Here is a 25,476-nt window from a genome sequence, read left to right as displayed (position 1 = left end):
ATCAAAATAGGCCTTCTTTGGCATGACGCACGCTGTCAGGTGTTTTCCCAGTCCACCCCTGGAATGCGCGATAAAAGGAATTGGGATCTTCGAATCCCAGGAGGAAAGCGATCTCTGCGCCGGACATCGTGGTATTTGCCAGGTAGTGTCGGGCAAGGCTCTCCCGCACCATATTGACCAGGGCGCGAAAGTTTTCCCCCTCTTCCTCGAGACGACGTTGAAGCGTACGCTTGCTCAAGCCCAGTCGCTCCGCGACCTTCTCAATGGTAGCCGCGTTACCAGGCAACAGCTCCAGTAAGACAGCACGCACGCGTTCCGCCGTTGACGCCGTCGAATCGAGTTCACTGAGCCGACGGCGAAGATCGGGTTCGAACGCGTGAAACATGCTTTCGTTGACCGTCAGGAATGGACGCAAAGCATCCACAGCGGCGAAAGCGATTGCTGGATACTCTCCTTTTTGCACAGGTACGCCGAAGAAATTCTCGTAACGCCGGAGATAATGACTGGATGGAAGTCGCGGCAGGATAACGCGATACGCCTTAATGTGCTCACGGGTAGCCAGTCTGGCTAGTCGCACAAAAAACGCAATCTCAGCCACTTGCAGCGAGTAAGGTACCTCGGTTTGTATCGACAACCAGCGAGGCGTCACGACCAGTTCGCCTGCGTCACCCGTATTGACTTCCAGGCTCATGGGCGCCACAAGTTGCTTGTATTTGGCGAGGCGCTGCATAGCCTGTACCAGATTCGCGCTGCACAGGGCAGCGAATAGTGGTGGGTTGAAAGAATCAGCCGAGAGAGTCTCGACAATGCGTAAGGGAAACATGGCATCACTTGCCTCAGCCTCTAAAGCGCGCCAGAAACAAAAATAGTCTTCGCCAGAAAGCCCCTGTCTTGTACGGGAGAGTAAATCGTCTGGAAGGCCGGCCCGACGCAATACATGGCCAGGCTGAACACCTAAGTCCTTCAGTATTGCCAGCCAGCCAATATCCATGGGAAAAGTTTTGTTTTGCACCTTCAGAACTCCGTCACTATTGCTCATTCAACCGACGCTCAGAGTATAGAGCAGTCGTGCGCTTAACCCCCTTCAAACCGCGCCACAATGACTGCACGTTGCGCCAACCTGTAACATTCGCGACTCACTCCCTGTGCTGGCATCTCTCGCATTAAAATTGGCGCGGATTGCCAGAGCGTTGTCGCGGCTTGCTTCCTATAGTGAGATGTAAACATCGCACCAGTCTGGACATGTTCCACCTGTCCTGGCGGTCCAATCTGAGCAATAGAGAAATTCCAATGAATGCTACCGAAGCTATCGACCAACTGGATCCCCAAAAATGGACCACAACATCTCCCGCAGAACGTTTGCGTCTGCTGGAGGAAGTCCGTGCAAACCTGAAGAAGTACGGTGATGACCTCGCCTTCGCCGACAGCAAGATGAAGAATGGCATCCTCGGTGCGCCTCTTTTTTCATACCCAATGTCTAAGGTTGCTACCGTCGTTCCTATGGCGAGTACCGTCTCGGCAGCCATCATCCTTTATGAATCCATTCTCGACGGCAAGATGCCACAGCCGCTGAGCGTGGAAAAAGTGAGTGAGGATCTCTACGACATTTATGTCTTTCCGCAGGAGCGGAAGGACAAGTTGATGTACGCGGATCAGAAGAGTCGCATCCGTGTGAAAGGCGCACCGAAACAAATCAATCCGATGGAAAAGCCCGCGGGTATTATTGCCGTGCTGGGTGCCGGTAACTACAGCTCAGCGCTCGAGGTGTTGAAGGCGATCTTCTTCGAGAACTGTGCGGTCGTACACAAACCGCATCACCTGAACGAAGAAACCGACAGGATTTGGGCGAAGATCATGCAGCCGCTGATTGATCGGCGCGTTCTGAGCTTCTGCGATGCCGATCGGGGACAAGACCTGACAGTAGACCCCCGCCTCTCCCGGATTTACTTTACAGGTGGAACCGCAACGGCCGAGGCTATTATGTCAGCCACAGAGACGCCGCTTATCTCCGAATGCGGCGGCAATAACCCATGCATCATCGTGCCGGGCGACCGGCCATGGACAAAGAAGGAAATTGAGCATCAGGCAGTGCAGATAGCCACCATGGCAAAGTTCAATGGTGGCGCGAACTGCGGTCGTCCCCAGACTCTGGTGACAAGCAAGCACTGGCCGCAGCGCATGGAATTCCTCGACGCGCTGCGTGTCGCTATCTCGGAGACTACTCCAGCCATGGGTATGTACTACCCCGGTGCCGACAAGGTCGTGGATGGTTTTCGCCAGGCCTATCCCGATGCGGAAGTACTGAGCCCCGAGGGCGGCAAGTATCCGCATTCCGATGTCATATTACTAACAGGCGTTGAGCCCGGTGGCTACGCCACTTCGCATGAAGCGTTCAGCCTGGTGCTCGCTGAGGTGCCGCTTGACCTGCCAGCCAATGCCGCGCACTTTCTCCCCGGCGCCGTCAAGTTCGCCAACACCCAGCTCCTGGGCACGCTCGCCAGCGCGATACTTATCGATGAGGACACCAGAAAGGCCCATCAGAAATTACTCGAGCAGGCGGTGTCTGACCTGGAATATGGTGCGGTCGCCATCAACAGCATGCCGTCCTTCATTTTTCTCAACCCCTATCTTACCTGGGGTGGAAATGAGGCAGGCAAGACGTTCGTTTCTGGCCGCGGCAACTTTGGCAACCTACTCAATTACGAGAACGTTGAGAAATCGATCATGGAGGCAAAGTTTATGTCACCAGGGCACATGCTCTACACCAACAAGCGAGCGTTCGACAATATGGCTGGAAACATGGCGAATTTCGCAGTCGAGCCTACCTGGATGAACCTGACCTGTCTGATGGGGGACGCCATCCGCGATAGCTTCCGTAAAAAAGATTTCTGAGTCAGTACAACACATCGGCCTGAAAGGCCTTATCTAACTGCCCCTTACTCGACTGTGTTGTAGCGAGTCTGCTTCATAGCCGGGGCAGTGAATGTGACCTTGAGGACATGCATAGGGTGAGCTCCACAACAATAAATCGGAACTCATCGCGGCTTTCCATACGCTCGAACAGCTTGTACGCCAGTTCGAGCGCTATCAGGCCAGAGCCGGTCGTGGCATTCTGAACCTGAAAGTGAGGCTAGCAACGATAGACATGGCGACGCCATCACCATTGTGAATTTAATTACACCATAGTAAATTATGTGGATTCTTTTTGTAGGTAATTACCCAAAATCATGTCCACTTTAAGGCAGAAAAGATGATAAAAATCAGAATGTCACGACCTTGTGAAGCGGAAGACATCATCCAAATTTGGAAAAGTTCTGTCGATGCTACGCACGATTTTCTGACAGCTCACGACCGGCAAGAGATCGAAAAAGAGGTGGTCGGCTTTTTTTCAGAAACCCCTGTATGGGTAGCGACAAATGATAAAGACCTTCCGCTCGGATTTATGTTTTTACATGATGGCCATCTGGAGGCGCTGTTCGTAGATGCCTCTGCTCGCGGGCTTGGCGTCGGAAAACAGTTGATATCCCATGCCCTTGCTCTTCATCCTGATTTAAGCGTCGACGTCAATGAACAAAACCAACAGGCCGTCGGGTTTTATCAACATATGGGCTTTCAGGTTTCAGGGCGCTCCGGGCAGGATAGTCAGGGAAGACCTTATCCCCTGCTGCACCTTAGTAAAGGGAATGGCGTCTAACCGTTTGCCAGGGAAAATATCATCTGTTTTTTTGGCTAAACGCAACGATGTATGTACAGCTCTGTTCGCTATCCGGGTTGGTCATTTGGCACTCGCCTGCAAAGGTAAGAGCAAGACAGTCACCCGCTTGCAAATGATGAGTCTGATGATTGACCCTAAAATCGAGGTTGCCGCTCAGCATCCAAAGTGTTTGCCCGCAAAGATGCTCAATAGCCGAGGCGGGGATCGTCAGTTGACCCATTGCAGGGATTTCAACTTTTATCAGTTCCGGACTGGCGCCCGCCGGGGACAATGTCCAACGGATAATGCCTGATTGTCCATCAGTCCAATGCTGCTGCTGGTGAGCGAAACGAACCAGCGAATTCTGATGTTCCTCAAGCTCGGCGAAAAGTTTTGATAGCGTAATATTCATGGCGTTCGCTAAACGACTAAGGATAGTCGCGCTGGGACTGGAGACGCCTCGTTCAATCTTACTAATCATCGCCTGGCTCACGCCTGAGCGTTGAGCAAGCTCCGTTACCGTCCAGTTACGAGCTTTCCTGTGCTTTAGTAATAACTGTGCAATGTCGCTATCTACTATCTGATTTTTATCTTTTTTATCCATTTCACCCTCACTTTCGCCAGCCTGATTATGCCATTAGCTAAATTAGGCTGGAATCATTGATTGTGTCAGTGTGAAAAAGTCAGGTTTCAATAGCTGGACAATCATTTTAAGTACCTACGTCATCAGAAGAGCATGAGTTTGCGATGCGCACTCCCGGCACAACGCGGGTAAGTTAATGAGCTGGAGGTCCGCTATGAGCGAGGAGCGGAAATTGTGCTTAAATAATGATGACTCTGGCAGGATGGGTTTTCAATGTCTGGAAGGTAGCCACTAATTCAGGTGACGTAAATGTGTAGCAATCCCCCACTTTAGGCCAATACATTTTCCATTAATCAGGTCGATAACAGAATAACTTGCATTGGGATGAGCATAGCGAGGGAAACTATTGACAGTCCCTTCTTTAAGAATTGCCAGAGTGCCCTGACTGACATGCCCGTGAGACACAATACATATTGTTTGTTGATGTGATGAGGTATCTTCCAGGTTTTGTAAAAAACGCATAACTCGCTGAGAAGCATGCGCCAGTGACTCCCCCCCTGGTGGACAATACTCTGCATCAAGCCTGAATAATGCATTTGCATAGTTTGGATGTTTTTGTCTGAGTAGTTCTAACGGCATACCTTCAAACTGACCAAAGGCCTGCTCTTTAAGGGCCGGTTCAGCCGTCAGTGAACAGTGAAAGTGTTCAGCCAGGCTTTGCCCCATTTGCCAGGCACGCCCAAGCGGAGAAGCGTAAACACGCTCTATTTGATACTCACTTGCACTAAACGCTGCTAGTAGGACGGATGTTTCACGCAAGCCCCGACAGGTCAAGGAGCTATCGCTGTGCCCCTGAATAATTCCTTCCAAATTCCACTCTGTTTCTGCGTGTCGAACAAGTAGCAATTTCATCGTTAGCGGGCCATGCTCGTTGTTGATCAAAATGCCCCAACAGCGCGATGTCAAACACACACCGTTGAAGCAGCGGAAGGCTTTCCTGTTTTGGAAATAATGAACAAGTGTAGCTTATTGCCGTTATGCAGCGGCTCTGGGTGTGGGGCGCTGAATTTTATCCGTAGTTAACTTCCGCTTTTGGCACGGAGCGGACGTGTTAACGAAGCTGAAGGTCCGCTGGGAGCGCTTAGCGGACATACCATCAGCTTATCAGCCACCTTTACGAGCATTCCATTCGTCACGTGTGATTTCCCATAGCTCGGAATCCAGCAGACCGCTGACATATGCTTTCTTTTCAGTCCTAATGAGCCGCATGCCACTGCTTTGTGAGATACGTTTGGAGCGGTTATTGAGAGCCGCTTTCGGCGCACGCAATATAGTCTTATTTAAGGAATTGAACCAATAATCTGTAGCTGCGTTACAGGCCTCACGCATAAAACCTTTGCCCTGATGCTCCGGTGCTAACCAAAATCCTCGGTTGTTATCCTCAACATCATAAAGGCAGATTAAACCTACCATGTTGTCAGGTGTTTCACGATGCCTAATAGTCCAGATCCAAGCGATTCCATTTGCTATATCAGGCAAGGCAACGTTATTGACATAATTCTCGGCGCCATTATCCGGATAGGGCCACGGTACTGATGAGACCATGTACCGAACAATCTCCCAGCGAGGATAAAGTATCTGAATTTGTGAGGCATCTTCTGAGGATAATGGTTTTAACAGTAAGCGTTCTGTATAGAGTATAGGTATTGGCATCAGCACTTTTCCTTCCTGAACTTAGTGTCTATTACTGTTTAAGCCATTAAATAGCTATCTCAATGTATCTTGATGTACAGAAAATATCCATACTATAGAAGGAGCGGTTAACAAGCAGTCAGGGACAGTTTTTGGCACTGCGCGGATGAACCAACTGAGTTTAAGCTCCAGTCTGAGCGAAGAGCAAACCACACTATCTGAGGTAACGTATTACTGTTAATGGTGAACCCATTAATGCTAATACTATTATTACTTTTTTTTTCATCAACGATTAGGCAGATGCATTAATGGTTAAGCTTAAGGAAATAGAAATGAAGTATCCAGGCGCAGGGGCCTGGCAAATGGGAGACAGTCCAGAACTGGCAAGCGAGCTTGCTAACCTTATTAAAAAAGGAATCAAAACGGCCTCTTGTGGATCTTTTGCCTCTTACCAACAGGAAGAATCTGCTCCGAGGATTGGCAGCTATAACATAATTCTTGATGGACAGAATGTCCCGGTATGCGTGATCCGGCTGGTTTCGCTACAATTGGTGCGTTTTTGCGATATTAATGAGGAGTTCGCTCGCAAAGAGGGTGAAGGCGATTTAAGTCTTGAATACTGGAAGAAAGAGCATCAGCGATTTTTCATCCGTGAAGGTCATTTTTCTGAGGATATGGAGTTGATCGCAGAAGAATTCGAAGTGGTTGAGGTGCTGTAATCGGAGAGAAAATTGCTGATGTTTATCTATCACCCTTTTCATAAACGTCCGTTCCTGGCACTAAGCGGACGTGTTAACGAAGCTGAAGGTCCGCTGAGAGCGAGAAACTGACATTTAATTTTCAAGTGAGGGAAATCGAAGCCATTACCTGCCTGAGCCATTGCATCGAAGTCACGAACAATAAAAAGCCTGGAAAATATCCAGGCTGCGCCAGTCTCATTTATAAAATGTTGCGGTAAGGATTACTCAACGGTCACGACGATTTTGCCAACTTGTCCATTTGCTTCCATATAGCGCTGTGCATCCGCAATATCCTGAAGCGGGAATGTTTTATCAATGACAGGTTTCAGTTTGCCGGAACGTAACCCTTCGGTGACGAAGGATTTTGCGCGTGCCATTTTTTCAGGGTCCGTCGTGATTTCAAACAGCTCGTATCCACGGAGCGTGAGATGCTTACCGAGAATATCAAAGACAGGCACAAGCATGTCGCGGCTGTCGAGCGCCCCATACTGGAAGAACATACCTTGCGGTGCCATCACCTGGGTCAGTTTTGCCACGTCCGGACCACCGACAGGATCAAAAACAATATGGGCGCCCATGCCATCTGTCGCATGATTGATTTCCCCAACCATATCCTGCTCAGCGGTAGCTATAGCAGTGGCGGCACCCGCTTTAAGAAGCATGTCTCTTTTTTCGGCAGTCCGGGTAAGCGCAATGGCTTTAGCGCCCAGCATGTTGGCTATCTGTATGGCAGCCAGTCCTACGCTGCTTGATGCCGCGCGGATCACAACATTCTGCCCAGCCTGAAGGTTGCCATATTCAACCAGCGCGCCATATGCAGTGACATACATCATCCAGCTTGCAGCGGCTTCCTCAAAGGAAAGATTTTCAGGATGCTTCACAACTGCGTGCACAGGTGCATTGACCACTTCGCCGTACATACCGTATTCATTAAACATAAATGAAGGGATTACGCTGACCAGATCTCCAGTGGTAAACGCCTCAACATTCTCACCTACGGCCTGCACAACGCCAGCCGCTTCATAACCAAGACGTGCCGGAAATTGCGGCTCAATAACATATTGGCCGTTGCGGTACATGATTTCTGCACGGTTAAGACCAATAGCATGTACGCGAATCTTAACTTCACCCGCTGCTGGTGCGGGCACCTCCACATCGACAACTTCCAAAACTTCCGGACCACCGGTGCGGTTAAAGGTAACAACTTTAGACATATTCAGCTCTCGTCAGTTATCAGCACATCTTTAGAATATTGTTGAAGACATGCCCGGTTCATTTACTGACAATCTACGCTGCTATAAACGTACCAAAAATAGCTGACAGAGAACTTCAGTATTAATTATCTGTTAACAATCCATTGGTTTCAGCGGTTCTGCATGGTCAGAACTTCACTGAACCAGTCGATAAAGACCCGTACTTTGGGAGAAAGGTAGCGCCTGTCCGGATACATCACCGACACGGGCTTAGACACAGAAGGGTATTGCGTCAGAATCTCTTCAAGAGCGCCGGAAGCAATATGTGGGGCAAGGGCGTTAAAGGTGCCCTGGATTATGCCGAGGCCCGCCAGACCACAGGAGAGCAGAATATCTGAATTATCAACCAGCATGCTGCCCACGGGACGCAACGAAACGAGCTTTCCGTCCCTAATAAATTTCCATTCCATTACATCACGACTGTGATCGCTGAAAAAATTTATTGCCCGATGCTGCTCCAGATCCGCAAGTGTTTCCGGTCGTCCATGTTGTTGCAGGTATGATGGAGCTGCACAGGTGACCATTCTGATGTCACCAAGACGTCTGGAGATAAAACTCGAATCCTGAAGCTCGCCCAGGCGGACAAGACAGTCCACACCTTCAGCGATCAAATCGGTTTTTTTGTCCGATGAAACCAGAACGACGTCAATATCAGGATATAGAGACTGGAAATGTTTGAGATTAGGGATCAGTATGGCGTGAGCCAGCGCCAGCGGGACATCAAGTCTGAGCCGCCCCCGAGGGGGAAGGGTCGGTGAAAAACTAGCCATCATGTCATTCACTTCGGCCAGCACATGCCTGGCATGATGATAAAACTCATCTCCTTCAGCAGTAATGCTAAGTTTGCGGGTTGTGCGATTAATCAGTTTTACACCCAGATCATGCTCAATTTGCTGTATCGCTTTGCTCACGGTGGGGCGATGGATTTGAAGCACATCAGCGGCTTTGGAGAAACTACCCTGCTCAACAACCTGGATGAAAATATTTAGGTATTCAATCATGTTGGCGTGCACGTGATCACCTGGCTCTATTTAGGCTGTTAGTGGCTGATATTGTAAAGTAAACAATTCCGATGGGCATCAAGTTAAGGACTTTATGGCTTTCAAAATGTCCGCTTCTGGCACTAAGCGGACCGCCTGAAGCATTGCGAGGTTTGCTGTGAGCGAACAGCGGTCGTCCCATCCGGCGTAAGAACGTAAAAAAACCGCGGTGAGGCGGTTTAGCTGTCTAGTTAGGAAGTTGCGCTTGCGAGTCGTGCGGCAAATCCGATGAAGAACATACCCACCAGCGCGTTTCCAATGGTTGATAATCTACGGTTGCCTTTCAAACGGCTTAGCAGATAAGAGCCGCAGAAAACAAGGAAACCGAAATAGACGAGAGTAATCGCGAACATCACCGCAGCAAGAATGATAAACGCCATCCAGGAATGTTCAGCCTGAACATTGATGAACTGGGCGAAGAAAGAGATATAGAACAGCAGTGTCTTTGGATTCAGTAGCGTAACCAGCATTCCACGCCCGATGATCCCCTTAGCATCAGCTGAAGATTTCTTTTCCTCATTCGTTTCGACAGTGGGCTTAAAGATAGCGCGTATCGTCTGGACACCGAGATAGAAAAGATAGGCAGCACCTGCGTATTTGATGGCGTTAAATAAGGCTGGAGTTGAGCTTATGACTGCGGCCAGCCCACACCATGCCAGCAGAACCAGAAGTACGTCACTCATCAGAATGGAAAATATTGCAGCAAAGCCTCGTTTGACGCCGCTCGTAATGCTTGTTTTGATCACGAACATGGTCTCAGGGCCAGGAGCAAGCACTATCAGTGTCGCACCAAGCAGATACGTCCAGAAATTCACGATACCAAAATCAGCAAACATTTTTACTCCAGTTCTCTCGTTTTTATCGAGGCTATTCTAACGTAACCAGCGTTAATGAAAACACATCACGGCTGCTTTCTACTCAGCCAATTTCCACTCCTGGCATAGAGCGGACGAGCAAACGTTTATTAAAACTGAATAGCGAATTTCGGACGAATTAGCAGGCGTACATTTTTATCGCGATATTTAACAAGCATCTGGAACTGAAAACCATATCGCTCAGCCAAATATTTTGAGCGCTTATTTTCTTGCTCAATAATGCAGCATACTGGATGCTCAAAAACCAAACTGTTCGCCTTTGGCACTACACAGACATTTCAACTCTCAGTGATGCGGCAGCATTTTGTCCTTTTGAGCAAATTACGCCCCACTACCGACCCGAGGGCCGGTAGCTGTTGATACAACCCATTTCCACGCGTTATTTCAGGTTGTTGCGGAAAAAGTTCGTCAGCTTGTCGAAGGGGATCACGTCCGTGCGGTCATACAGATCGACGTGCCCTGCCCCCGGAACGACATACAGCTCTTTAGGCTGCCCGGCGCGTTTAAAGGCGTCCTCGCTGAACTCTTTTGAATGGGCCTGGTCACCGGTAATAAAGAGCATCGGACGCGGCGAAATGGTTTCAATATCATTGAACGGGTAGAAGTTCATAAACTTACCGATACTGCTCAGCATCGGTTTTGTCGTCAGTTCCTCTTTCTCGCCCTGCGGGGTATAACCGCCGCGTTCGGTGCGATAGAAATCAAAGAACTCGCGCTGAATTTCCGGCGTGGAAGCGTCCAGCTTATTCACAGTGCCCGGAATATAAGTTTTCTCTCCTCCTTTGAATTCGGCAAACCGCTGCTCAATGGCCGACTGGATAAAGGCCTTACGCTGTTCCAGCGTCTGGGAGTGGTTAAGGCCATTACGGAAGGCGGCTCCCATGTCATACATGCTGACGGTGGCGATAGCTTTCATACGCGGGTCAATTTTCGCGGCGCTGATGACAAAACTTCCGCTGCCGCAGATGCCCAGCACGCCGATATTTTCTGGATCAATAAACGATTGTGTACTGAGGTAATCCACCGCCGCGCTGAAATCATCCGCGTAGATTTCCGGTGAAATCAGGTGCCCCGGCTTGCCTTCGCTTTCTCCCCAGAACGAGAGATCGATCGCCAGCGTAACAAACCCCTGCTCCGCCAGCTTCTGCGCGTATAGGTTTGCGCTTTGTTCCTTGACTGCGCCCATTGGATGGCCAACGACGATCGCCGGGTTTTTGGCGTTCTGATTTATCGTTTTCGGCATAAACAGATTGCCGACCACGTTCATTTGATACTGATTTTTAAAGGTGACTTTCTGCTGCGTCACTTTTTCGCTTTTATAAAAGTTATCAGCGCCTCTGGACATATCCGCCGCCGAGGCGGCAAATGCGTTGATGAACATTCCCAGGGCTAACGCAAATTTATTCATGATAGTTTCCTTGTCAGGACGAGTGTGATGAAAAACCCTCGGCAGACGCGTCTGCACGTGAGGTCAGGAAAATCAGTACGGTTGCGATAATCAACATCGCGGCGCTGGCCAGGAAGGTGCTCTGGTAGCCATGATGGTCGAACAGCACGCCCCCCACGGTGGATCCCAGCGCAATGGACAACTGCACCATCGCCACCATCAGCCCGCCGCCCGCTTCGGCATTCTGCGGGAACGTGCGTGGAACCCATGCCCACCATCCCACGGGCGCGGCAGTTGAAATAAACCCCCACAGCCCGAGCAAGGCCGTCACGATGGCCGCCTGGCTGCCAAACGCGATCAGGGCCAGCGCGACGATCGCCATCAGCACAGGAATAGCCATTAGCGTCGGGTAGAATCCGCGCTTCAGTACCCGGCCAATCAGCGTGGTGCCGATGAAACCCGCGCTCCCGATGACCAGCAGGATGAGAGTCACCGCTGAGGCGTCCACCTTCGTGACCGTCTCAAGGAAAGGCCGGATATAGGTAAAGAGCGTGAACTGCCCCATAAAGAAGATCCCCACCCCCAGCATGCCCAGCGTGACCACCCTACGGCGTAACAGTGCAAAGACGTTGCCGGTCCCCGCTGGCTGGCGGGTAACCGGCATCGAGGGCAGGCTGAGTAGTTGCCAGATAAACGCCACGATGGCGACGGGTAAGAGGCACAAAAAGGCTCCCCGCCAGCCGATGACGGAACCCAGCCAGCTGCCCAGAGGCGCGGCCACAACGGTTGCCAGCGCGTTGCCGCTGTTAAAAATGGCCAGGGCCAACGGAACACGGTGCACCGGCACCAGACGCATCGCTGTTGCCGCCGACATCGACCAGAACCCGCCGACCACAATGCCAATCAGGGCCCGGCCGGTCATATAGGTCAGGTAATTAGGTGCCATCGCAATGACGCCCCCCGAAAGTGCCATGATGCACGTCAGGCCAAGCAGCAGCTTTTTCCGGTTAAGCGTGCCTGCCAGTCGGGAAATAAACAGGCTGGTCGCCACCGCAAACGCGCCGGAAATAGCGATCCCCTGCCCGGCCATGCCTTCGGTGACGTTTAGGGACTGCGCCATCGATGTCAGAAGGCTGACCGGCATAAACTCGGAGGCGATCAGGGCGAAGACGCACAGCGTCATAGCAAACACGCCGCCCCAGTGCGCCTGTTGTTTTTCACTTGCTCCGTTCTGGTTTTTGGTTTCAGTTTTCTGATTACGCATTTAGCCTTTCTTTTCTGTTGATAATGCGATGCCCTTCCCCTTCTGAAACGGCGACGTGGGGGATAAGCGCGTGAGTTAAAGAGAACGATGGATATGGAAGGCGCGACGGCTCAATCCGCAGCCCTGAGCCCGGCAGAGAGGAGCATCAGCGGTGTCGTTTTACGGTGAGCATTTTCCATCTCGTTTAGCGTTGACTTTTTCATCGCATTATTGTTACCAATAGGCAGCGGTGAAACTAGCTAATGAATGCTTAATAGCTTTATAAGTAAAATTTATAAATAGCCTGGAAACCAACATGGCAAGACGCAACCTCAACGATTTACTCTCTTTCGTCACCGTGGCGCGGGAAGGCAGCTTCACGCGTGCCGCCGCGCAGCTTGGCGTGACCCAGCCTGCGCTGAGCCAGGCGATTTCCGGGCTGGAAGAGCGGATGCAAATCCGCCTGCTGACGCGGACCACCCGCAGTGTATCCCCGACGGCCGCCGGCGAGCGGCTGTTGCAATCGGTGGGCCATCGTATTGACGAGATAGAGGCTGAGCTGGACATGCTGACTGAACTGCGGGACAAACCTGCAGGCACCGTCCGCATCACCTGCGGGCCGAACGTGCTGAAAACGACCCTGCTGCCCAAGCTTGCGCCGCTGCTCCGCGAATATCCGGATATTCATATTGAGTTCGATGCTAATCACGGATTCCGGGATATCGTGGCGGATCGGTTTGATGCGGGCGTGCGGCTTGGCGATACGATTGATAAAGATATGATAGCGATGCCAATCGGCCCGAAACTGCGCATGGCAGCAGCCGCCTCGCCAGATTATTTCGCGCGATACCCGGTGCCGAAAACGCCTCATGATCTGACGCAGCATCAGTGTATTAATATGCGCATGGTCCGCTCCGGCGGGATTTATGTCTGGGAATTCGATCGCGAGGGAGGAGAGTTGAAGGTCCGGGTTAATGGACAGTTGACGTTTAACACGTCGGATCATGTTGTCGACGCCGCCCTGGCCGGGTTAGGCATCGCCTTTTTACCTGAAGAGGAATTCGGCTCACACATCAGAGAAGGTCGTCTCGTGCGGGTGCTTGAGTCCTGGTGTCATCCTTTTCCGGGCTACTATCTTTATTATCCCAGCCGCAAACAGCCTTCCCCTGCCTTCTCACTCGTTGTTGATGCGCTGCGCATGAACGGGAAACTTTAGGTTTAAGATTTTTTCGCAGTATCAGGATGGATTTATCAATATGACCAGAACAGAGAGGCTTCTCGAGTTACTACAGATATTAAGGGCGCAAAGATATCCCATCACGGCATCCACGCTCTCAGAAAGATTAGGAATAAGCGTGCGCTCGCTTTATAGAGATATAAAAACGCTACAGCATCAAGGGGTTCGCATTGAAGGTGGGGCCGGAATGGGTTATATCGTTAAGTCCGATTTTCATTTGCCGCCCTTAAATCTTTCTCATGAAGAAATCAATGCCATTACCCTTGGGCTAAACTGGGTATCTCATAGCACGGATGATGATTTCAAAAACGCAGCAAGGAATGCGCTTGCCAAAATACACGCCGTCATTCCTGACGAATTAAAAAATCTTATTGAAAGCCAATCCTATGTGCTCGGTCCTTCCGAGAGCAATGAGGTATTTTTCAAAAACATTCGCGATGCTATTAAAAAGCAAAGGAGGGTCCAAATAAAATATTGTGACAAGAAAGGCGCTTACTCTTCTCGCGTGATATGGCCCATTGGATTGGCATATATGCAGTCATGTTGGCTTTTGGTTGCATGGTGTGAAATGAGAAATGATTTTCGTCACTTTAGAACTGACAAAATTTCAGAGATGGCACAACTGGACTCTATGTACAGGGAAAGCCGGATGGCTTTATTGAAAAAATGGAGAATAAAAGAAGGGATCGACGAGGAGAAAGAGTACTGACAAAAACTGTCACAGCGATTTTGTATACTCCCCCAGATGAAAGACTCAATTCTACGTCATAGGGGGAATGATGAATTTCCAGAATAAAGTTGCTGTCATCACAGGAAGTACTACAGGGATAGGTGAGGCAGTCGCAGAGCAATTACACCAACATGGTGCTAAGGTCGTTATTGTCTCCCGCTCGCCAGAGCAGGCCATCCAAAAAGCGAAACAATTATCTTCACAGGAGCAACAGGCGCTGGGGATCGGATGCGATGTGTCGCAACCTGAACAAGTAGAGAAAATGATTGCTGATGTTATCAAACATTTCGGCAGACTTGATTATGCTGTAAATAATGCGGGCATAACAGGTGAGCATGGTAAAAATATAACAGAGCAGACGGTTGAAAACTGGGAAAAAGTTATTGCCACTTCATTGAGCGGCGTTTTTTACTGCCTAAAATACGAAATACCTGCAATGATGAAGTCTGGCGGCTCTATCGTTAATTTATCTGCAGTCAATGGTCTGGTTGGCATTCCAGGATTAGCGCCTTACACCGTGGCTAAACACGGTATCATCGGTTTGACCCAAACCGCAGCATTAGAGTTTGCAACGCAAGGTATTCGAATCAATGCCGTCGCTCCGGGCTACGTCCAAACGCCACGAATGAGTGAATTCCCTGACAATATCGTACGTAGTTTCGCCAATAGCCACCCAATGAAGAGGATGGCAAAAATGCAAGAAATAGCAGACTTCATACTGTTTTTGCTGTCAGAAAATGCGGCGTTCTGTACCGGCGGCGTTTATCCCATCGATGGGGGTTATTTAGCTGAGTGAACTCCCATCGAGGCTTTTTTAACTGCAAGATGTTGGCGCCCGGAGACCCTTGACCCGCTTTCCGCGGCGCACGATAACTTAGCCCTGCCCGGCAGGCAGCAGCTTTTCCACCAGCGCCGTCCACAGCGCCACGCCGGGCGCCAGCAGATCGTCGTTAAAATCGTAGCTGGCATTATGCAGCGGCCTGGAGGGCGTCTCGCCATCTGTGCCTATCCAGAAATAGGCGCCGGGACACACTTCCAGCATGCAGGCAAAATCCTCCGACGCCATGGAAGGATTGATCTGCCAGCGCACCGCGGCTTCGCCGAGCTCGGCCTGCGCCACTTCTCGCACCTTCAGCGCCTCTTGTTCATCATTTTTGGTCACCGGATAGCCTGGATACCACGTAATCTGACCGTCAACGTCGGAAACCTGCGGCTGCGTATGCACGTATTGCTCAATCAGTTTTTTTACCCGCTCGCGCACCGTATTGCTCAGGCAGCGAAAAGTCCCGCGCAGCACCACGCGGTCCGGCAGCACGTTGATCGCCTCGCCGCCGTTGATCTGGGTAATGCTGACCACCGCGGAATCCTGAGGCGACAGGCGTCGCGACGGAATCGTCTGCAGCGCCATAATCAGCTGTGCGGCGGCGACGATAGGGTCGGCGCCGCTCTCCGGCATCGCCGCATGGCAGCTTTTACCGGTGAGCGTTATCTCAAAGGCGTCAAGCGAGGCCATCATTGCCCCGGGATTCACCGCCACATGCCCCAGCGGCAAGCCTGGCCAGTTGTGCAATGCGTAAATGGCGTCCATCGGGAAGCGCTCGAACAACCCCTCTTCCACCATTTTGCGCGCGCCGCCGAGGTTCTCCTCCGCGGGTTGAAAGACAAAATGCACGGTGCCGCCAAAGTTGCGGGTCTGCGCAAGGTGCGCGGCGGCAGCCAACAGCATGGCGGTGTGGCCGTCATGACCGCAGGCATGCATCACGCCAGCACGACGCGAACGATATTCCACCGTCCCCTGTTCAGCGATCGGCAGCGCATCCATATCGGCGCGCAGGCCAATCACCGGCCCCGGGCCGTTCTCAAGCGTCGCGACGACCCCGGTACCTGCCAGCCCGACATGCACCTGCAGGCCGAACGAAGCCAGTAGCCCGGCAACCCGACGCGAGGTCTCCTGCTCCTGGTACCCGAGCTCCGGATGAGCATGAAAATCGCGACGCCAGCCGATAGCTTCGGCAATCAGTGAAGACGATACCGCCATGTCCTGTTCCTTTCATTACTGAATGAGTAGTCCCCGTCCTGCTGCTTCCAGGCGGCACCCTTCGTTATATCCTTTCGCCCCCGCGGCTGACAACTTCAGCGATGATGATTTTTGTCTATTCACCAGCGGATCGTTTTATCGATATCAAAAATAGTAGCTATTTCAGCGGTGACTTCCGTCAGCTGATTAATTATCATGCAGACTGGTCGGCGTCTTGCCGGATTATCCACCTGCAACCTTCCGTTATCGGGAATACAATGTTTAACCCAGACCAGAATCGCCTGGCCCCCACGCTGGCGATGATCATGGCCGCTTCACTTGTGGGATTTATCACCGGCTATACGGTGCCATTAATCAGCCTTGAGCTGGCGCAGCAGCAAGTTGCTCCGCTTTATGTCGGCCTGCTGGCCGCGCTGCCGCCCGCTGGAATGATGCTCTCTTCTTTCCTTTCTCCCGCGCTGTGCCGTCGTTTTGAAATGGGCGCGTTGCTCAGCGTTAGCCTGATCCTGCTGGCGTTGGCGACCATCACCTCCTGCATGACCACCGACATGACGCTGTTGCTGGTGCCGCGCCTGCTGACCGGACTCGCCTCCGGCGTCATTATCGTATTGGGGGAAAGTTGGATAACCGGCGGCGCGGCGGGCAGTAATCGCGCCACTCTCACCGGCATCTATGCCTCGGCCTTTACCGGCTGCCAGCTCGCCGGCCCGCTGCTTATCTCCGTCGGCCCCGCCTGGCAACACGCGGCGCTGATGGCAATTGTCGCCATTACCGCCGTTTGCCTGCTGATGCTGCGTCATCTGCCGCGCGGCAGTCGCGAAAGCCTTGCCGAGCGCGCCAGCTGGCGTAGCCTGGGGGCGTTCTTGCCAGTTCTGGCCTCTGGGGTATTCTGCTTTGCCTTCTTCGACGCCAGTATTCTCGCGCTACTGCCGCTGTACGGCATCGATAAAGGTTTAAATGAAACGATGGCGGTACTGCTGGTCACCGTCGTCCTCACCGGCGACGCTATGTTCCAGGCGCCGCTGGGCTGGGTTGCCGACCGCTTCGGCATCCGTCGCGTGCATCTTATCTGCGCGGTTGTCTTTAGCCTGTCGCTACTGGCGCTGCCGTTTATGCTCGCCTCGCGCGTACAACTGATGGCTATCTGCCTGCTGCTCGGCGCCGCGGCGGGCGCGCTTTATACCCTGTCGCTGGTGCGGGCAGGCAAAACCTTTAGCGGGCAAAAGCTCATCATGATCAACGCCCTATTTGGCTTTTTCTGGTCCGCCGGTAGCGTGGCCGGGCCGATTGTCAGCGGCATGCTGATTGGCGTCTCCGGCTATGACGGCTTGATAATCACCCTGTTCGCCAGCGGCGTGCTGTTCCTGTTAATCCAGTGCCTTAGCAAGAATGAAAAAACGCTGCTCGCCAATGAGCAGGAAGAGGACATGGAAGAGGCTACCGAGACCGCGCAATAGCGGAGGTTGTTGATAACGGGCAGGCAGGACTCCACCTGCCCGTTTTGCTTATGGCTACAGCACCTTACTGAGGAAGGCGGCGGTGCGCGGATTGGTCGGCGCGCTAAAGATCTGCGCCGGTTTACCCTCTTCCTGAATCACGCCCTGATCGATGAAAATCACCCGGTCGGCCACTTCGCGGGCAAAGCCCATTTCGTGGGTCACGATAACCATCGTCATCCCTTCGCAGGCAAGATTTTTCATCACTTCCAGCACATCCCCGACCAGTTCCGGATCCAGCGCGGAGGTGGGCTCATCAAACAGCATGATCGACGGCTTCATTGCCAGCGCGCGGGCAATCGCTACCCGCTGCTGCTGACCGCCGGAGAGGCTGGAAGGCCAGGCATCGCGCTTATCGCTGAGGCCCACCTTCGCCAGCAAGCCTTCCGCCAGGTCGACCGCCTGTTGACGCGGCATGTTGCGCAAATTCATCGGCGCCATCAGCAGGTTTTCCAGCACCGTCATATGCGGAAACAGGTTAAAGCGCTGGAACACCATGCCAACACTTTCACGCATCTTGTTGAGGTCGGTCGTCCGGTCATGGGCGGCAAAACCATTGACCACCACTTCGCCTTCGCTCACGGTTTCCAGCGCATTCATGCAGCGCAGAAAAGTGCTTTTGCCGGAGCCGGAGGGCCCGATAATGCACACCACTTCCTGCGGTTTAATATCGCAACTGATGCCGCGCAGCACGTAGCTATCGCCAAAGCGCTTATGTAAATTATTAATGTGAATCACTTTTGCCAAACCTCTTTTCCAGACGGTTAACCAGCTGCGCCAGCAGGAAGGTAATCACCCAATAGACCAGCGAGATAGTCAGGTAGGGTTCCCAGTAGGTGGCGTAAGCGCCGGAGACGGTTCGCGCCGCGTAGGCCAGATCGGCAAGCCCGATAGCCGAGGCCAGCGATGAGTCTTTAACAATAGCGATAGCGTTGTTGCCAAGCGGCGGCAGAATGCGGCGAAATGCCTGCGGCAGGATCACTTTACGCATGGTTTTCCACCACGGCATACCCAGCGCGCGCGAGGCTTCCATCTGCCCTTTGTCGATAGACTGGATCCCGGCGCGGAAGATCTCCGACACGTAGGCCCCGGCGTTGAGGGTAATCGCCACGATACAGGAGAGGAACGCGCCGTAGTTAGAACGCAGTTCGCGGGCGAAATCGGCGCTCATTATTCCGCTGGTGACCAGCAGGCCGTCGCGCGGGTTAATAAACAGCGGCACCAGCGCAAAGTGGACCACCATGATCTGCACAAACAGCGGCGTACCGCGGAAGGCGCTGACGTAGAAGCGCACCGGAAACTGCACCAGATAACGCAGAATATATTTCCATGGCCCGTGCTCGGCCTTCGCCATCCGCCCCAGTCCAAGCGTTAACCCCCACAGCGTCCCGAGGATCACGCAGATAATGGTACATTTAATCGTCATCAAGGCGCCGTCCATAAACAGCGGGCCGTACTCCTCGATGATCTCCCAACGGAATCCCGTCATAGTCCTTCCCTAAAAAATACGGCCATCGCCTGAGCGACAGCCGCGGTCACTGAAAATTGGTGTTATTGCGCAGGCAGCGTCGGCACGTTGTCATCGAACCAGGTTTTATAGATTTTGGCGTAGGTGCCGTCGGCAACGATTTTCTGCAAACCGGCGTTGATTTTGCCCAGCAGTTCACTGTTACCTTTAGCGACGGCGATGCCGAAATACTGGCGCTCAAATTTAGCGTCAGGCACCAGCTTGAACTGCTTTTCCGGGTGCTGCTTGATGTAGTATTTAACCACCCCAACGTCGCCTACCGCGGCGCTGACGCCGTCCTCAAACAGCTCCTGCAGCATCAGCGGCGTATTGTCAAAACGCTTAATGGAGGTACTGTTTTTACCCAGTTCCTGCGAAACCACAATATCGCCGGTGCTGGAGTTCACCACGCCGACTTTTTCGTTTTTCAACGCCGCCAGCGAGTTCACTTTTGAACCTTCCGGCACCACAATCGACTGTTCGGCCGGGAAGTACGGCGCGGAGAAATCCACCATCTGTTTGCGTTTATCGGTGATAGTAATACCCGAGATGATAATGTCGCGATCGCCGGTGCCCAGGGTGGCGAAAATGCCCTCCCAGGGGGTGTTGACCAGTTTGACGTCAAAACCTTCGGCCCTGGCGATGGCTTTAATGATATCGATATCAAAGCCTTCCAGCTGCTTTTGGCTATTTTCGAATTCAAAGGGACGGTAGGTGCCGCCAGAACCGACGGTATAGGTTTCCGCAGCCGCCTGTCCGGCTGCCGCCAGCGCGGCCATCATGAAACACGCTTTGAGCAAATTCTTGACCATGAGATGTCCTTTTTATGCATTTATTTTGCATAAAAATACACATACTTAGCATAGCATGCAACCGGAAAGCGTCTGGTGAGTGAATTATCTTTTGTTCAACCGCGTTGACCACCTGATTTGCCGATGGCTCGATGCAATTCATTGATTCGCTTCATTGATTTGACCGTCTTTTGCGGCGCGGTCGAGGCGACGGACAGCACGATCATCTCAAGGCAAATCAGCACCGTACCGTGCAGCGGCACCCGCCCGTTATCGCCGCCCCGCGGAACATCAATCACCACCTGTGCCAGTTGACTGAAGCGCGAATCCAGCGCCTGGGTGAGTAATATCGTTGGGATCCCCAGCCGCTGTGCCTCGCGCAATGTGGTCATGCCCTCCCGGTGCGGTGATTTTTGCCCCATCATAATCAGCACGTCGCCGCGCTGCAGGCTAATCAACTGCTCAGCAAGACTGAAGCCGGTACGGTTGAGGGTACAGGCAGGTAAGCCAATACGATTAAACAGACGCGCGGTGTACTCGGCGAGGATCCCCGACGCCCCGATGCCAAATATCGCCACCTGACGCGCATCGCCCAGCAGCGCCACCGCCTGGGCTACCGCCGCGCGATTATCCGCACGCGATAGCACCTCACAGGCGCGTTGATGCCCATCCAGCACAAAATCGATGCTGGAATTGACATCACAGGAGAGCGCCCCCACCGTCGAACGCATCTTTTCCGACGAGGTCGCTGACGGCCCGAACCAGCGCGCCATGGTCTCTTTTAACTCGCGCAGCCCGGCAAAACCTAAAGCCTGAATCGCCCTCACCACGGTGGCATCGGAGGTGTGGGTAGCGGTGGCGATCTCCATCGCCGTGCGTTCCAGTACCACTTCACGATTATCATTGATGTAGTTTGCCACCTCGCGTAAACGGGGCGAAAGCTGATGCGCGCGAGCGCGAAAACGCTCGCCAAACAGATCGACTCTGCCCTTCTCTTTTTTCACTCCCGTTTTCATTTCGCCCCCGCCGGAATCGGCCGCCCGGCGATGTGCGACTGCACCTGAGCAACCATCAGCGTCAATGCGGCATACGAATTAGAAATAACCTCTTCGCGCGGCAGCAAAATATAGCGTCCAGTTCGGCAGGCGCGCATGAAGTCACACCAGCCGGGCATTACCGCCTCCATGGCCTTTAGCTCATCCTGCGGCTTACCGCCGGTGTCCGAACGCCAGGTCGCGAAAACAAAATCGGCATCCAGCTCCGGTAGCTGTTCGGCGCTGACGTCGATCCGCTGGCCATCGGGGATCTTGTCGATCAACGGCGGGAAGCGGAACCCGGCGTCGCGCAGAACCCGCCCCAGCGCGTGATAGGAGTGGTGTACCGTTACCTTACCGTTATTCGCCTGAATCACCGACACGCGGTACTGCTGCGGGTCGACCGTGGCCTTTAGCTGTTTAATTTGTTCCTGATAACGACGTTCAAGCACCGCCAGCCGCGCCTGGCTGCCGGTGAGCTGCACCAGTTTGCGGTAAATCCGCGGCGCGCTGCCCTGCAGGTGATCGATACTGACCGTCGGCGCGATTTTCGCCAGTTGCTCCACCGAGACATGGCGGCTGGGCTCGGTAATAATCAGATCCGGCTTCGCCGCAGCCACGGCTTCAAGGTCGATATCGGCGGTGCCAATAAAGCGGATCTCGCTATTGTCAAAATCGACGCCGGTTAACTGGGCGCTGGAGCGCAGGTAGTGGCTGCCGTCCGGGCGCGTGCGGCCATGGCTGGCCACCGGCGGCACTCCGAGCTCAATTAGCGGGATGGTGATATCGAGATCGTGCATCGAAACGATTCGCTGCGGATGCAGCGGTACGGTCACCGTACGACCTAAATCGTCGGTGAAGGTTTGCGAATCGGCAGCCGCGGCAGCGCCCGCGCACAGCACCAGCAGAGAAACGAACCAACGCATAACAATCCTTTTTGATTTACAGGGCGTCACGGCGACGCCAAAGCAGAGCAATAAAAAATGGGCACCCTACCAGCGCAATGACAATCCCCGCCGGGATCTGCAGCGGCGCAAACGCCAGCCGCCCCAGCGTATCGGTTGCCAGCACCAGCAACGCGCCAATCAGCGCGCTGCCGCAGAGCAGCGCCACCTGGCCGCCGCGCAGGACGAAACGCGCCATATGCGGCGCCATCAGGCCGACAAAACCCAGACTGCCAACGCAGGAAACGCTGGCAGAGGTCAGCAGCACGGGGGCGAAGAAACGCAGTAGCGTGAGCTGCGGCAAACGCACGCCAAGACCGATGGCGGTACGGTCGCCCAGCAGCGCCGCATCCGCCGCGCGGGCGGTGCAGAACAGAATCAGTGCGCCAGGTAGCGCCCAGCAAAACGCGACCGCCAGCAGCGGCCAGGTCGCCGCGTGCAGGCTACCGGAGAGCCAGATCATCGCCGTCTGTACGTCGCGTACGTCGGCGGTAGTCATAAAAATGCCAACCGCCGCCGCCAGCGTCCACGACACCCCGATGCCAATCAAAATAAAGCGCGGACGTGAACAATCGCGCGCCAGCGCCAGCACCAACAGCGCCACCAGCACGCCGCCGAGCATTCCCGCCAGCGGCCGCCACGCCAGCCCTACGGCCGGAAAAAACAGAATTAGCGCCAGCACCACAATGCTGGCCCCTTCTTTGACGCCAATAAGGCCGGGGTCCGCCAGGCCGTTACGGGTAATGCTCTGCATTGCCGCTCCCGCCAGGCCAAGCATGGCGCCGCAGAGCAGCGCCATCAAAATTCGCGGTAGGCGGATGTCAAACAGAATGAAACGTTGCTGCTCGCCAAGCTTCTCCGCCGCCAGCAGCGCACGCGCCAATGTCGAAGATGGCAGCGGAAAGCTGCCGCGGCTGAGGCTATAGAGCCCCAGCGCCAGCAAAAAGAGCAGCATGAAGGCGGCAATTTTCAATGCTGCCGGACGCAGCAACAGATGCCTTGAAGCGAACCCCAGAGGCCGAAATCCAGCGCGATGAACGGCGCGTATCATTTAAAAAACCTCGCGGCGATAAAAATAAATAGCGGCGCCCCCACCAGCGCGGTCATCGCGCCGGTCGCCAGTTCCTGCGGGGCGACGAGGGTACGGGCGGCGATATCCGCCAGCACCAGCACCAGCGCCCCTACCGGCGCCGCCAGCGGTAACGCCAGGCGAATATCTTGCGTTATCAGACGGCGCACCACATGCGGCACCACCAGCCCGACAAACCCAACAGGCCCGGCCACCGCCACCGCCGCGCCGCACAGCAGCGCAATAGCGGCCAGCCCCAGCAGCCGGGTCTGCACCAGATTCACCCCCAGCCCCAGCGCCGCTTTATCGCCCAGCGCCAGCACGTTCAGACGTGGCGCGAGGAGCAGCGCCAGTCCCATGCCAGAAAGCGCCGGCACCAGCGCCGCCTGTAGAGTAGCCCAGTTCAACCCGGCCAGATCGCCGGCAAGCCAGGTGCGCATCGCCAGCAGCGTTTGTTCGTCAAGAATTAATATCGCCGCCGTCACCGCCGAGGCAAACGCCGAGATCGCCACGCCGCATAGCGTAATGCGCAGCGGCGTCGCCCCGCCGCGCCCGGCAGAGGCCAGCGCCATTACCCCGCCGAACAGTAGCGCCGCGCCACAGGCGGCGGTTAGCGGGCGAGCTGCCGGAAAATCGCCGACAGAGAGGCCCAGCGCCGAGGTCGCGACCATCGCCAACGAGGCCCCGGCGTTGAGCCCAAGGATATGCGGCTCGCCAAGCGGGTTGCGGATCACCGTCTGCAGCAGCACCCCGGCAACGCCAAGCGCCGCGCCGGTCAACAGCGCCGCTGCCAGCCGAACCAGACGTAAATCAACAATAATACGGTGATCGAAGTTTCGCGGGTCGTACTCGAGCAGTGCCTGCAGGACCGTCTGCGGCGCGATCCAGCGGGCGCCTAAGCCAAGATGAATCAGCGAACCGATGATAAGCAGCAGAGCTAACAGCAGCATCGCCAGCCGCGGACGAGTACGACGCCGTGTGGCGTACAGCACGGCGGCGCTCATAGGGCAACGGTCTGGCTTGCGCGAAACGGCATAAAGAAAGGTTTGCCGTTTTGCGGATTGATTGACATCTGCACATCAACATCAAAGACGTTTTTAATCAGTTCAGGGCTGCAGATTTCGTGTTCTGAAATGGTCCCGGCTATCCGCCCTTTTTTGAGAAATACCAGCAGGTCGGCGTAGTTCACCGCAAAGTTCAGGTCGTGAAGGACCGTTACCACCGTGCGGCCATGCTGACGGGTCAGGCTCTGCAGAAGTTCAAGAATATCGACCTGATAGCGCAGGTCGAGCCAGGTGGTGGGCTCATCCAGTAAAATGGTTTTCGTCTGCTGCGCCAGCGCCATCGCTATCCAGCAGCGCTGACGCTGACCGCCGGAAAGGCTATCGACCGGCAGATGGGCGAATTCGGCGGTGCCGGTTAATTGCAGCGCCTCTTCCACCGCCTGTTCATCGGCTTCAGACCACTGGCGCATCAGCCCCTGCCACGGGTAGCGCCCGCGCGATACCAGTTCGAACACCGTAAGCCCTTCCGGCGTCAGCGGCGATTGCGGCAGGATCCCCAACTGGCGGGAAACCGTTTTGGTCGGCATGTCGTGGATGGCCTTTCCATCCAGACGGACGCAGCCGCCAAGCGGTTTTAGCATCCGGGCGATGGTCGATAACAGCGTTGATTTGCCGGACCCGTTAGCCCCGGCAAGCACCGTCATTTTACCGCTGGGGATCGTCAGATTAATGTCATCGACGATAAGCGTCTGGCCATACCCGGCCGACAGGGATTCCAGGACGATCCCCTTCGCTGCAGGGTTTACCCGCTGTGGCATAATTCGCTCCTGCGCCGCAGCGTTCCGGCGTCCGCCTTCAACGTTCTGCAGTCAAATCAAAATAAATCTCATTCTCTTTTGATCATGAAGGGGATGAATGTAGTAGTCAATACTGTGCTGCATGTTGCTTCCTTCACGTTCAGCACATCATAGGGAGACAAAATGAATTTTATAAATACTATTTATAATCAATAAAATAAGATCATCACATCACCTGGTACAGACTGCTAAATCGCGCTTTTCTTCAGCGCAGCTTTTTTATCTTACATAACATTTACTACTACATTTCTTCGTGTTTGAA

At 53.8% G+C, this 25,476-nt stretch carries 24 protein-coding genes and 1 pseudogene; 7 read left to right on the top strand and 18 right to left on the bottom strand.

Annotated elements, in window-relative coordinates; genetic code table 11:
* Window position 1 precedes the first annotated feature (1 nt).
* Window positions 2-1,012: an AraC family transcriptional regulator ligand-binding domain-containing protein gene (locus tag ABLV17_RS21105; protein WP_348854594.1), complete on the bottom strand. Its 1,011-nt coding sequence runs from the start codon at window positions 1,010-1,012 to the stop codon at window positions 2-4.
* 278 nt (window positions 1,013-1,290) lie between these two features.
* On the opposite strand from ABLV17_RS21105, the gene ABLV17_RS21100 reads away from it, so the two are divergent.
* On the top strand, window positions 1,291-2,892 hold the full coding sequence (locus ABLV17_RS21100) for an aldehyde dehydrogenase family protein (protein ID WP_087857876.1): 1,602 nt from the start codon (window positions 1,291-1,293) through the stop codon (window positions 2,890-2,892).
* A 358-nt stretch (window positions 2,893-3,250) separates the two neighbouring features.
* Window positions 3,251-3,694 (top strand): acetyltransferase, encoded by a 444-nt coding sequence (locus tag ABLV17_RS21095; RefSeq protein WP_213793736.1) that lies wholly within the window; start codon window positions 3,251-3,253, stop codon window positions 3,692-3,694.
* A gap of 19 nt (window positions 3,695-3,713) precedes the next feature.
* On the opposite strand, the gene ABLV17_RS21090 is transcribed toward ABLV17_RS21095, so the two are convergent.
* The 3 genes from ABLV17_RS21090 to ABLV17_RS21080 all read right to left on the bottom strand — a co-directional run bounded on the left by ABLV17_RS21090 (window position 3,714) and on the right by ABLV17_RS21080 (window position 5,990).
* The gene (locus tag ABLV17_RS21090; RefSeq protein WP_308958735.1) at window positions 3,714-4,298 is read right to left on the bottom strand and encodes a helix-turn-helix domain-containing protein; all 585 of its coding nucleotides are present in this window, start codon (window positions 4,296-4,298) and stop codon (window positions 3,714-3,716) included.
* A gap of 270 nt (window positions 4,299-4,568) precedes the next feature.
* Window positions 4,569-5,189, bottom strand: a complete 621-nt coding sequence (locus ABLV17_RS21085) for a histidine phosphatase family protein (RefSeq protein ID WP_113375037.1) — start codon at window positions 5,187-5,189, stop codon at window positions 4,569-4,571.
* Between the two features lie 252 nt (window positions 5,190-5,441).
* Window positions 5,442-5,990, bottom strand: coding sequence for a GNAT family N-acetyltransferase (locus tag ABLV17_RS21080; protein ID WP_015705173.1), 549 nt, complete (start codon window positions 5,988-5,990; stop codon window positions 5,442-5,444).
* Window positions 5,991-6,331: 341 nt separating this feature from the next.
* On the opposite strand from ABLV17_RS21080, the gene ABLV17_RS21075 reads away from it, so the two are divergent.
* On the top strand, window positions 6,332-6,688 hold the full coding sequence (locus ABLV17_RS21075; protein ID WP_161798772.1) for an ASCH domain-containing protein: 357 nt from the start codon (window positions 6,332-6,334) through the stop codon (window positions 6,686-6,688).
* Window positions 6,689-6,930: 242 nt separating this feature from the next.
* On the opposite strand, the gene ABLV17_RS21070 is transcribed toward ABLV17_RS21075, so the two are convergent.
* The 5 genes from ABLV17_RS21070 to ABLV17_RS21050 all read right to left on the bottom strand — a co-directional run bounded on the left by ABLV17_RS21070 (window position 6,931) and on the right by ABLV17_RS21050 (window position 12,528).
* Entirely contained in the window at window positions 6,931-7,923 is a 993-nt protein-coding gene (locus ABLV17_RS21070; protein WP_316424614.1) for a zinc-dependent alcohol dehydrogenase family protein, read from the bottom strand.
* 149 nt (window positions 7,924-8,072) lie between these two features.
* Complete coding sequence (locus ABLV17_RS21065; protein ID WP_348854782.1) at window positions 8,073-8,963, bottom strand: LysR family transcriptional regulator; 891 nt, start codon at window positions 8,961-8,963, stop codon at window positions 8,073-8,075.
* A gap of 230 nt (window positions 8,964-9,193) precedes the next feature.
* Window positions 9,194-9,838 (bottom strand): leucine efflux protein LeuE, encoded by a 645-nt coding sequence (gene leuE, locus ABLV17_RS21060; protein ID WP_087857881.1) that lies wholly within the window; start codon window positions 9,836-9,838, stop codon window positions 9,194-9,196.
* A gap of 418 nt (window positions 9,839-10,256) precedes the next feature.
* Entirely contained in the window at window positions 10,257-11,285 is a 1,029-nt protein-coding gene (locus ABLV17_RS21055) for an alpha/beta hydrolase (protein WP_348854593.1), read from the bottom strand.
* 13 nt (window positions 11,286-11,298) lie between these two features.
* Window positions 11,299-12,528, bottom strand: a complete 1,230-nt coding sequence (locus ABLV17_RS21050; protein WP_308958738.1) for an MFS transporter — start codon at window positions 12,526-12,528, stop codon at window positions 11,299-11,301.
* A 295-nt stretch (window positions 12,529-12,823) separates the two neighbouring features.
* On the opposite strand from ABLV17_RS21050, the gene ABLV17_RS21045 reads away from it, so the two are divergent.
* From ABLV17_RS21045 to ABLV17_RS21035, 3 genes are all read left to right on the top strand, one after another.
* Entirely contained in the window at window positions 12,824-13,723 is a 900-nt protein-coding gene (locus ABLV17_RS21045; RefSeq protein WP_101705696.1) for a LysR family transcriptional regulator, read from the top strand.
* 40 nt (window positions 13,724-13,763) lie between these two features.
* Complete coding sequence (locus ABLV17_RS21040; RefSeq protein WP_308958739.1) at window positions 13,764-14,453, top strand: YafY family protein; 690 nt, start codon at window positions 13,764-13,766, stop codon at window positions 14,451-14,453.
* A gap of 70 nt (window positions 14,454-14,523) precedes the next feature.
* On the top strand, window positions 14,524-15,270 hold the full coding sequence (locus ABLV17_RS21035) for an SDR family NAD(P)-dependent oxidoreductase (protein ID WP_308958743.1): 747 nt from the start codon (window positions 14,524-14,526) through the stop codon (window positions 15,268-15,270).
* A 78-nt stretch (window positions 15,271-15,348) separates the two neighbouring features.
* On the opposite strand, the gene ABLV17_RS21030 is transcribed toward ABLV17_RS21035, so the two are convergent.
* Window positions 15,349-16,512, bottom strand: coding sequence for a M20 aminoacylase family protein (locus tag ABLV17_RS21030; protein WP_348854592.1), 1,164 nt, complete (start codon window positions 16,510-16,512; stop codon window positions 15,349-15,351).
* 257 nt (window positions 16,513-16,769) lie between these two features.
* On the opposite strand from ABLV17_RS21030, the gene ABLV17_RS21025 reads away from it, so the two are divergent.
* Window positions 16,770-17,969, top strand: a complete 1,200-nt coding sequence (locus ABLV17_RS21025) for an MFS transporter (protein ID WP_348854591.1) — start codon at window positions 16,770-16,772, stop codon at window positions 17,967-17,969.
* A gap of 54 nt (window positions 17,970-18,023) precedes the next feature.
* Here ABLV17_RS21025 and ABLV17_RS21020 read toward each other — a convergent pair whose 3' ends face one another.
* The 8 genes and pseudogenes from ABLV17_RS21020 to ABLV17_RS20985 all read right to left on the bottom strand — a co-directional run bounded on the left by ABLV17_RS21020 (window position 18,024) and on the right by ABLV17_RS20985 (window position 25,175).
* Window positions 18,024-18,746 carry an amino acid ABC transporter ATP-binding protein gene (locus ABLV17_RS21020; protein ID WP_348854781.1) on the bottom strand — a complete coding sequence of 241 codons (723 nt, stop codon included), beginning with the start codon at window positions 18,744-18,746 and terminating at the stop codon, window positions 18,024-18,026.
* Window positions 18,733-19,497 (bottom strand): amino acid ABC transporter permease, encoded by a 765-nt coding sequence (locus ABLV17_RS21015; RefSeq protein ID WP_020079062.1) that lies wholly within the window; start codon window positions 19,495-19,497, stop codon window positions 18,733-18,735. Before ABLV17_RS21015 ends, ABLV17_RS21020 begins: the two co-directional genes overlap by 14 nt.
* Before the next feature lie 62 nt (window positions 19,498-19,559).
* Window positions 19,560-20,327: a basic amino acid ABC transporter substrate-binding protein gene (locus ABLV17_RS21010; RefSeq protein ID WP_020079063.1), complete on the bottom strand. Its 768-nt coding sequence runs from the start codon at window positions 20,325-20,327 to the stop codon at window positions 19,560-19,562.
* A 95-nt stretch (window positions 20,328-20,422) separates the two neighbouring features.
* The gene (locus tag ABLV17_RS21005; RefSeq protein ID WP_316424605.1) at window positions 20,423-21,322 is read right to left on the bottom strand and encodes a MurR/RpiR family transcriptional regulator; all 900 of its coding nucleotides are present in this window, start codon (window positions 21,320-21,322) and stop codon (window positions 20,423-20,425) included.
* A pseudogene (locus ABLV17_RS21000) lies at window positions 21,319-22,271 on the bottom strand (iron-siderophore ABC transporter substrate-binding protein). The gene ABLV17_RS21005 and the pseudogene ABLV17_RS21000 overlap by 4 nt, the downstream one beginning before the upstream one ends.
* Before the next feature lie 11 nt (window positions 22,272-22,282).
* The gene (locus ABLV17_RS20995) at window positions 22,283-23,335 is read right to left on the bottom strand and encodes an iron ABC transporter permease (protein WP_348854590.1); all 1,053 of its coding nucleotides are present in this window, start codon (window positions 23,333-23,335) and stop codon (window positions 22,283-22,285) included.
* Window positions 23,332-24,357, bottom strand: coding sequence for an iron ABC transporter permease (locus ABLV17_RS20990; protein ID WP_087857889.1), 1,026 nt, complete (start codon window positions 24,355-24,357; stop codon window positions 23,332-23,334). Before ABLV17_RS20990 ends, ABLV17_RS20995 begins: the two co-directional genes overlap by 4 nt.
* Window positions 24,354-25,175, bottom strand: a complete 822-nt coding sequence (locus ABLV17_RS20985; protein ID WP_348854589.1) for an ABC transporter ATP-binding protein — start codon at window positions 25,173-25,175, stop codon at window positions 24,354-24,356. The genes ABLV17_RS20990 and ABLV17_RS20985 overlap by 4 nt, the downstream gene beginning before the upstream one ends.
* Window positions 25,176-25,476: the final 301 nt, after the last annotated feature.

The sequence above is a fragment of the Klebsiella sp. CN_Kp091 genome, from assembly GCF_040065095.1.
GTDB classification, from domain to species: domain Bacteria; phylum Pseudomonadota; class Gammaproteobacteria; order Enterobacterales; family Enterobacteriaceae; genus Klebsiella; species Klebsiella aerogenes.
Note: the sequence above shows the minus strand (reverse complement) of the source record. Positions and strands in the feature narration are given on the sequence as shown.

Coding starts and splice junctions, on each gene's coding strand:
- ABLV17_RS21050 (WP_308958738.1), bottom strand. CDS start 12,528: ATGCGTAATCAGAAAACTGAAACCAAAAACCAGAACGGAGCAAGTGAA.
- ABLV17_RS21070 (WP_316424614.1), bottom strand. CDS start 7,923: ATGTCTAAAGTTGTTACCTTTAACCGCACCGGTGGTCCGGAAGTTTTG.
- ABLV17_RS21045 (WP_101705696.1), top strand. CDS start 12,824: ATGGCAAGACGCAACCTCAACGATTTACTCTCTTTCGTCACCGTGGCG.
- ABLV17_RS21080 (WP_015705173.1), bottom strand. CDS start 5,990: ATGCCAATACCTATACTCTATACAGAACGCTTACTGTTAAAACCATTA.
- ABLV17_RS21055 (WP_348854593.1), bottom strand. CDS start 11,285: ATGAATAAATTTGCGTTAGCCCTGGGAATGTTCATCAACGCATTTGCC.
- ABLV17_RS21005 (WP_316424605.1), bottom strand. CDS start 21,322: ATGAAAACGGGAGTGAAAAAAGAGAAGGGCAGAGTCGATCTGTTTGGC.
- ABLV17_RS21065 (WP_348854782.1), bottom strand. CDS start 8,963: ATGATTGAATACCTAAATATTTTCATCCAGGTTGTTGAGCAGGGTAGT.
- ABLV17_RS21025 (WP_348854591.1), top strand. CDS start 16,770: ATGTTTAACCCAGACCAGAATCGCCTGGCCCCCACGCTGGCGATGATC.
- ABLV17_RS21010 (WP_020079063.1), bottom strand. CDS start 20,327: ATGGTCAAGAATTTGCTCAAAGCGTGTTTCATGATGGCCGCGCTGGCG.
- ABLV17_RS21040 (WP_308958739.1), top strand. CDS start 13,764: ATGACCAGAACAGAGAGGCTTCTCGAGTTACTACAGATATTAAGGGCG.
- ABLV17_RS21095 (WP_213793736.1), top strand. CDS start 3,251: ATGATAAAAATCAGAATGTCACGACCTTGTGAAGCGGAAGACATCATC.
- ABLV17_RS21075 (WP_161798772.1), top strand. CDS start 6,332: ATGGGAGACAGTCCAGAACTGGCAAGCGAGCTTGCTAACCTTATTAAA.
- ABLV17_RS21030 (WP_348854592.1), bottom strand. CDS start 16,512: ATGGCGGTATCGTCTTCACTGATTGCCGAAGCTATCGGCTGGCGTCGC.
- ABLV17_RS21085 (WP_113375037.1), bottom strand. CDS start 5,189: ATGAAATTGCTACTTGTTCGACACGCAGAAACAGAGTGGAATTTGGAA.
- ABLV17_RS21015 (WP_020079062.1), bottom strand. CDS start 19,497: ATGACGGGATTCCGTTGGGAGATCATCGAGGAGTACGGCCCGCTGTTT.
- ABLV17_RS20990 (WP_087857889.1), bottom strand. CDS start 24,357: ATGAGCGCCGCCGTGCTGTACGCCACACGGCGTCGTACTCGTCCGCGG.
- ABLV17_RS21035 (WP_308958743.1), top strand. CDS start 14,524: ATGAATTTCCAGAATAAAGTTGCTGTCATCACAGGAAGTACTACAGGG.
- ABLV17_RS21100 (WP_087857876.1), top strand. CDS start 1,291: ATGAATGCTACCGAAGCTATCGACCAACTGGATCCCCAAAAATGGACC.
- ABLV17_RS21090 (WP_308958735.1), bottom strand. CDS start 4,298: ATGGATAAAAAAGATAAAAATCAGATAGTAGATAGCGACATTGCACAG.
- ABLV17_RS20985 (WP_348854589.1), bottom strand. CDS start 25,175: ATGCCACAGCGGGTAAACCCTGCAGCGAAGGGGATCGTCCTGGAATCC.
- ABLV17_RS20995 (WP_348854590.1), bottom strand. CDS start 23,335: ATGATACGCGCCGTTCATCGCGCTGGATTTCGGCCTCTGGGGTTCGCT.
- leuE (WP_087857881.1), bottom strand. CDS start 9,838: ATGTTTGCTGATTTTGGTATCGTGAATTTCTGGACGTATCTGCTTGGT.